The 7,823-nt window shown below is 67.8% G+C and carries 6 protein-coding genes; all 6 read left to right on the top strand.

The features are described from left to right. A partial coding sequence (locus ADK67_RS47940; protein WP_053723307.1) for an IS630 family transposase occupies positions 1–808 on the top strand: 808 nt, incomplete at its 5' end. Positions 809–1,023: 215 nt separating this feature from the next. Next, positions 1,024–1,188 (top strand): hypothetical protein, encoded by a 165-nt coding sequence (locus ADK67_RS52005; protein WP_157621666.1) that lies wholly within the window; start codon positions 1,024–1,026, stop codon positions 1,186–1,188. A 968-nt stretch (positions 1,189–2,156) separates the two neighbouring features. Then, positions 2,157–3,419, top strand: a complete 1,263-nt coding sequence (locus tag ADK67_RS47935; protein WP_231648722.1) for a hypothetical protein — start codon at positions 2,157–2,159, stop codon at positions 3,417–3,419. Next, a complete protein-coding gene (locus ADK67_RS47930) occupies positions 3,416–3,967 on the top strand; it encodes a hypothetical protein (RefSeq protein ID WP_053723306.1) in 552 nt (183 codons plus the stop codon). The genes ADK67_RS47935 and ADK67_RS47930 overlap by 4 nt, the downstream gene beginning before the upstream one ends. A 23-nt stretch (positions 3,968–3,990) precedes the next feature. Next, positions 3,991–4,623 (top strand): hypothetical protein, encoded by a 633-nt coding sequence (locus ADK67_RS47925; protein ID WP_231648721.1) that lies wholly within the window; start codon positions 3,991–3,993, stop codon positions 4,621–4,623. An 8-nt stretch (positions 4,624–4,631) separates the two neighbouring features. Then, complete coding sequence (locus ADK67_RS47920; protein WP_053723304.1) at positions 4,632–7,781, top strand: chromosome segregation ATPase; 3,150 nt, start codon at positions 4,632–4,634, stop codon at positions 7,779–7,781. Positions 7,782–7,823: the final 42 nt, after the last annotated feature.

The following is a 7,823-nucleotide window of genomic DNA, read 5'->3' as shown; positions in this document are numbered from 1 at the left end:
CTGCCTGATCGCCCGCACTGCGCCCGCCGACTGGGGCATCACCGCGTTCTCCACCTGGTCGTTGTCCAAGCTGCGCGACCATCTGCTCGACCGCGGCACCGTCGCCGCGATCAGTCGGGAGACGCTGCGGCGCATCCTGCGCGACGCCGGGGTCTCCTGGCAGGCCACCACCACCTGGAAGGCCTCCACCGACCCGGACTTCCTCGCGAAGATGCACCGGATCCTCGACCTCTACGACCACCCGCCCGCCGACGGCAGGGTGATCTGCGTCGACGAGTTCGGGCCGCTGAACCTGATGCCGCGCAAGGGCAAAGCCTGGCGACCCGCCGGGTCGCCGCGCCGATTACGGGCCACCTACAACCGCCACCACGGCGTGATGCACATGCTCGCCGCACTCGACCTCACCACCGGGAAGATCCACTACCGGATCCGACGCCGCAAACGCCACCGCGAGTTCCTCGACCTGCTCAAGGCCCTGCGCGCCCGGTGGCCCGGTCAGCGGCTCCACCTGGTCATGGACAACTTCTCCCCACACCGACACCCCGACGTCCGCGAGTGGGCCGCCGACAACGACGCCGAACTGGTGTTCCTGCCCACCTACAGCTCCTGGTTGAACTGGATCGAGGCCGAGTTCGCCGCCCTGCGCTACTTCGCCCTCAACGGCACCGACCACCTCACCCACGCCGAACAGAACGCCGCCATCGGCTCGTTCATCCGCTGGCGCAACGCCCGCGCCCAGCCCAAGACCGGCTTCGCCACCGACTCACCCATCCGCACCTGGACCCATTACCCGGCCAAGGCTGCGTGACAAGCCACTAGCAGTGCGCGCAGCGGTCCCTCCGGGATGTTCGGGAACGCCAACCTCCCCATGCGCTCCTGCCCGTCGTGCTGATCGTCGTGCGCCAGCGGCTCTCATCGCAATCTATCGCAACTGAGCGCGCGAGCGTCGCACAACGACCTCGTGGCCTGGGTGCAGGCGGTCTCCTTGAGGAAAGGCACATCGGTGCCGGAAACGGAGGGGACATGAAGGTCGTGGAGGTGCTCGGCGAAGTGGTGGGCAAGCTGATCGAGCTGGTGCGGACGGTCGTGATGGCCGGGTGGGGGCCAGTCTTCCGGCTGGCGGTCGTGCTCTTGGTGATCGCGGTGCTGGTCGTCGTCGGAGGGCTCGGGCTCGCGGGGTCGCGATGAACTGTGGATCGACCCGCTCGACCTGGGGGCTGATCGAACTCGGGCGCGGACGCATCTGGCCCCGCTCGGAGCCAGCACGGCACATCGACCCGGTTGCTACTCCGAGCGAGCCCTCAGACCTGCTCACCCAAGGACTGGCGGGATGACCGGCATCCCGATCGCCACCGGTCCACCGCGCGCCGTGCGGGCGAGTCGGTCGAGAGCGACCAACTTCTCGCGGGCCTGGTCCAGGCTGGTCTGGAGCCCTTGGACCTCACCGAGCCATCCGTTGGCGCGGGCCTCGGCGATCCGGACCCCGAGATTGCGCGCGATCTCGGCCAGCCGCGCGGGGACGGGTCCGAGCGACCCGTCCCCAGGTGCTACTCGGGCGCGGCTAGGCCGAACGATGACTCCACCACTAGGCTGCCGGTACAAAACCGCTGGTCAGTCCTGTTCCCATCCTTTGGTACTCCCGCCCGGCGTCCGGCCCTCCGCAGAACGATCTCGCGCAGGGTGGTGCCCTCCCCGGCGTCCGGCCAGGGCGGCGGTACGTACCAACATCACCTACCGACAGGCGGGAACGCCGCCGCCACTGGCCTCCACACAAGACCCCGACTTCAGAAGACCCGGCGCGGCGCCGCACCGGGCCAACGTTCGGCAACGTCCGACTGACGGAAGCGGAGTGCGACACACGCGGGAGCACTACCTCGCGCTGGCCCAGTCGGCTGGAGCAGCACGCCACCTCATCGCCCAAGCCCTGGATCTACTCCGACAACGGGCCAAACTCCGAGCACGTTTGATCAACACCTTTCGGAGCAGCGGGCGGTCGATGCACAACTCGAATGGCCCACGACGTGGACACGTGCAGTTACTCGAACATTTGTTCGAGATACCGTTTTTTCGACTACGTGCCTACAGTCCATCGCGCGACGACCGACTGGCGCCTCAGCCGGGGACACCGCGCCGGCGTCAGGTGCGCGAGCGGAATGGTGTCCACACTGATCTCGAAAGCAGGAGCGAGCGCGTTGACCGACCCGCCAGAGCTGACCTTTGACGATCTCACCGGCGAAGCCGCAGTGCTGCGGGTCTATCGCCAGGTGTTCGCCGTGCTGGCTCGCGAGGCAGGGGCGATGATCCTGGATCTCACCACGATCGACGTCGACGATTCGATCTTGGAAGCCTTCGCCGAGGCGGGCAGCCAGGGACTGACGGCGGAGCAGGCTGTCGCCGAGTGTCGACGGTGGGATGGTCCGGTGGTGAGGCGGCGGTTCGACGTGTTGCGCGAGTACGGCGCGATCAGCCGGATTAACGACAGGCCGAACGAGCGCTACCACCGGGCCGCGTTCGCGCCCTATGTGATGCTGTTGTTCTTACGACGCATGGCCGAACAGGGCGGCCAGTCGGAACTGCACCAGCTGCTGACCTTGGAGCACCTGAACGTCAAGAGCGCCAATGCCACGGCGGCCGACGGCGCGGCCTCCGTGCGGCGGTTGACTAAGGTGTTCCGCTTGCTGGGTAATGAGCTGATCATTCTGGCCATGGGTAGCACGGCCGAGACGCTCGGCAACAACGCCCAGCTCCTGTGGGGCAACGAGTCCTTGATCGACCAGGCTAAGGGCGTCCACGCCGTGGTGTTGGGAAGGTGGACCGAACTCGATCGCGACTGCGCGGCGCTTCGGGTCGCACTCGCCGCCTACGCGGATGCGATCGACGCGGCGGCGGGCCGACTGATCGCGCAAGCCGGCACCACTCGCGCGTTAGGCCTTCTCCCGGTGGAGGCGTGGGTCACCTTCGGCCGTGACTCGAGCCCGGAAGTGCTCGCCGCAGTGCTCGACCGGTTCGTCTTCGACGCCCCCGCGCCGTGGTTCTCACCGCACACGCTGATCGAGGCAGTGGAAGCAGGACGCCAGATCAGCACGACGAGGCTTCCGCCTCCCAGGTCGGACGACGTCGAGCCGGAACCGGAGGCCGAGGCCGGTGTCGCCGATGACGTCGAGGAGCTCAGAATCATCGCGGAGCGGTTGCTCGCGGACTCGGAATCGGTGGGCGTTGTCGACGTGCTGGACGACGCCGGTGACTGGTTGTCAGCACGTCGCGTGCTCGCCGAGGTCACGGCCATCCACCACCATCCCGACCTGGATTACGAGCTCGTGTGGGGAGACGGCGTCCGTGTCGAGGTCGCCGCCAGTCCGTCCTGGACGTCGCACGGACGCTTCCAGCGCGGTCATCGGGCGAACGGAGACGCGGGGTGACCGAGGCCGAAACGGCACTGTGGTGGGCGCGCGTCCGCGCCACCGGCCCGCAGCGCGTGGCGCCGAGCAGTGCCTTCCCTGCGGGAATGCTGCGCCTGGTCGAGCCCGACGTCGCAGCGGTGTGGCTGCTGGCTGCGGTTCCCGAGACTGCGAGACCCAGCGTGGCGGAGGAGTTGGGACTGCCGGTACTCGCTGTGGAGCACCCTAACGACACCGCACGTGTGCTCGCCGCGTGCCTGCGCTGCTGCTGGGCAGACCCGACAGGGCCCTTGTGGCCGGGGAAGCCCGCGTCGAAGGACGAGGTGGCAACCGTGCTCGGGGCGATCATCAACCGAACCGAGGCCGCCTCGAACATAGCCTTGCTCGGGGCGATCCGGCGTCTGGCGGGCGCCGCCTGGCTACTGTGGGACGAGCCCGCTCAGATGGTGCGGCTCGGTCCGCGAGTCGCGGTATGGGGATCAGCGGACCTGAGCGCTCTGCGCGAGCTGTGGCGCATGGTGTCCTCTTCTGCCGACATCGGCCGCGCCGACGTGGAAGGACCGCGATGACTAACGTCAACGCGGCGCACCCGGTGTTCGAGCCGATCCTCGCTGAGTTGAGCGAACAGCACCGTGACGAAGTCCTGGCCGCGTTCGCGGCGGTGGAACACAGCACCCAGCCGGTGCCCGAGGTGCAGATGCCGGCGTTGCGGGATGCCACGCTGCGCCGGGACCTCCAGCGCCTGTTGCACCGGGTGGGACGGACGCTCGTTCCGGTGGGCAACGCGCGGTGGACGTCGGGGTACCGCGACGACGTGGCGGCTGAACTGACCGCTGCGGGCTGGAACGCCCTCCCCGTCATCGATCGGGCCGTGCTCGTGCTGGTGTTGATCCACTCGGTCGCGATTCCCCGCAGCGAGGGAAAGCTGTCCGGCGACTCCTGGATCTCCGCGCGACCGACTACCGTCAGTGAGTTGCTCCGCTACGCTCAGCCGGGACGAGGAGATGTCCGCACCGCCCTGCGGAGGTTGCGTGCGGCTGGACTCGTGCAGCTCGCGCCCACTCGTGGCCGAACCGCCGTGGGTGAGTCCGCCTACCTTCCCGGCCCCCAGCTCCACCGGCTGACACCGGTGGCACGTCGAGTGTTGCAGCAGGAGCTCATCCTGGCCGCCGCGCCGCAGAGTCCGCTGGCGGCCGCGATTCGCGCACGCCGCGCACATCCCTGAGGAGAAAAGTGAGCACAGCCCGTACCTGGTCCGCGGGCGGTGATGCAGGCCCGTTCGACGTCGTCGGCAATCGAGTGTTGGTCGGACTCCAGGTGGTCGACATCTCCCGGCTGTCCACACACCCGGTGCCGATGATCAGCCAGGGCCTGGTCACTGTCGCTGGCCAGGGCCCGAAGGACTCCAACGGGGCAGGGAAGTCCTCCCTGATCGCCGCAGTGAGCCTGCTGCATGCCGATGAGCAATGGCGGCTGGCCAGCGGTGCGGCGGCGGCGGCGGAACTGCTGTTCACCGCCGAGCTCGCGGCACAGGAAACCCGCTGGTCCAGCGTCGACCGGGGGTATGTGATCGGTGTGTTCGCCGACCCTAGTGCCGATACTGTCGCCGAGCTGTCAGCCAGTGCTCTGACCGTGTGGCTGCGGATCAACCGCAAGGCATCACACGTGCATCTGCGCTGGCACAACGGGCTCCACGTCCCGTACGGGGCGACCGAGTCCGAACGTGCCGCGGGAGTCGACAGCTTGTGGGACGCGCTGCCGACCAGCAACGGACGCACCGACTTCCACGCGAACCGGCTCGCTTCCGTCCTATACGGCAGCCACGTGCGGTGCGTGTCGTTCCTGTCGACCTCGGTGCGTTCCAGTCCGGCGGCCAACCTGTTAGCCCAACCGCTCAACGACCTGGATCCGCGGAGGATCTTCGACGCCATCTCCACACTGACCGGGCTGGACCGCGAACTCGAACAGGAGCAGGTTCTCCGGTCGGCCGAGCACACCCACCGCGCCGACGTTCGCGAGGCGACAGGGGATCTCGACCGATGGGTACAGGAGATGGCGGTGGTCGAGGCCGGCATCACCCGGCGCGTCGAAGCTCGCCGTCTGTTGGGCGCTGCGGCCGCAGCGTGGCAAGCCCGGTGCGCCCGGAGGTTCCTGGACGGCGTCGCCCGCACCGACGAGATCCAACACGACCTCAAGAACCTGGGCGTCCGCGCCGCAGAATTGCAGGTCGAGTTGTCCAATGCGGAAGACGAACTCGCCAAGCTGAACGATGACGAGCAGCTCGACCGCAACTTTCGCGAGGTCGAACGAAGCTGGAAGGAACTGACCGAGCGTGACAAACAGCTGGACACCGCTCATCAGGTCGCCGCCCGGCGTTTGGAAGAACTGGCCGGGGAACATCGGCAGTTCTCGGACAAGGCTCGCGGTGCCGACGGACGCAGCGTCGTGACCGCGCAGACCGAGGAGGCCGATGCTCTCACGGCGGTGGAACAGGCGCTCGGGGCCAAGGGAGTCGCCGAGGAAGCCGAGGAACGAGCGAGCAAGCGGCTCGCCGCCGCGGAATCCGGTGAGGACGTGGCCGCAGAGGAGTTGCAGGCGCTGCGTGAGGAGGACATCCCCGCCGCTCCGTTGCTGGACGTCGTCCAACTCGATCCCGACCAGCGACGCGACTGGGAACCTCGCCTCGTGCCCTATCGCGGCGCCATCGTGATTCCACGCGGGCGCGCCGGCGAAGCCCGGACAAAACTCGCGGGGCAGTCAGGGACGGCGACACTGGTCATGGCCGACCCCCCACAGCCGCACGCACCCACCCACAGCACCAGCGTGCCCGCGAGTGCCGACCCAAGGTTCGACCTCTCCACGTTCCTGTCCGCGATCGTCGACCGGGCGGGCGCGCAGCCCTCGGAGATCGACGTGGCCGCCGGGGTGTTAGTCGTGGGTGAGTTCGCAGAGCCGCTCACCGGCCGCGCCGCACGCATCGCCGCGGCCCGCGCCGACCATCGCGGGAAAGCCGATCTTCTCACCAAGGTCGAGAAAATCCTCGCCGCGGAGCGGCGCGCGCTGTCGCGAGCCAAAACTCGTACCGAAGCGGCCGCAGCCGCTGAGAAGGCGGATTCGATCGTAGAGAAGATGTCCGAACTACGAGCGGCCAACCGCGGACGGGACGAACGGCGCACTGCGCTGAAGCCCGTGTTGGACGCTGCCCACAAGGCTTACGCTGGCGTACTGGGCGCGAAGCAAGCACGCGAGGAGCGAATCGGAAACCTGCGCAGCGCCGAAGGTCGCCTCAAGCATGAGCTGAGCGAACAGGACGAAACAAAGACGAAGCTCACCGATGAGCGACTGGCGTTGGACCTGCCTGGGCGCGAGGCGGCCTGGGGAGACTCACCCGAGTCAGCGCACCGGTTCCTGCTGGCCCTGGACGCCGAGCTGCACACCCGCACGACCGCGTGGTGGAACGAGGAAACTCAGCACCAGGTCAACGAGGTCGTGCGGAGGTGTTTCCCCGACGGCACGCCGCACGACGAAATGCCCGCCGAGATCCGGGAACTGCTCATCGAGCAACGCTGGCAACGTGGCGGACTTGACGTTCGAATTCCCTTGGTTCCTGACCTCATCCGCGCGCTGCTCACCCACCTGAACCTCACCGAACGGCACGACCTCTACGAGCAACGGCAGATCGCCTCCCAGCGCGCGCAACGCACCGGCGACCTGGAGGCGGCTCGGCAGGGTTTGAGCGAGGCCGAGCAGACTTCGCAAGCGCACCGGGCATCGCTCGCCCTGGGAATCAAGGCAAGGCTCAAGAAGGTCAGCGATGAGTTCGACCGCCTCGACCAACGCTACGGCGGTTACGGGGCGGGCCTCGACTACCCGGAGCCTGAGCCACCCGCAGATTCCGATCGGTCGTGGCAGTGGACTGTCACGCCCAAGTGGCGGCGCGCCGAAGGGCAACGGATGTCGGGCTACAACCTTCGCAGCAACACCGCACAGATGGACGAGAAAGCCGTCAAGCTGGTGTGCGCCGCCGCGCTCGCTGGAGGAGGAAGCCGTCCCTTGCTGCTGGTGCTGGACGAGCTGGGCCGCAACCTCGGCAAGCAGCATCGTCGCGAGGCGGTCGCGCTGTTCGAACAAATTGGCAAGGACCGCGACATCACCGTGATCGGCGCGCTGCAGGACGACATGGAGCGCTACGCCATCGAGGCGTCCGGGCTCTACGTCAAACTCCGCCGCCGTTCCGACAGCATGGCCTACAACGAAGCACCTGTCATCGTCGGAGACGAGGCTAACCGCGCCCGCGTCGAACTACTTCGTGACTGGTTGAACTCCTACCGCCCCGCGGACAACGAGTCCGGTGAGGACACCCCGGGGAAGGGCGCAGAGTGACCGAACCTTTTCACCCAGCAGGGGAATTCCCGATGCCCGGCC

Source organism: Saccharothrix sp. NRRL B-16348 (genome assembly GCF_001280085.1).
Classification (GTDB): Bacteria; Actinomycetota; Actinomycetes; order Mycobacteriales; family Pseudonocardiaceae; genus Actinosynnema.
This window is presented reverse-complemented; position numbering and strand designations above follow the sequence as displayed.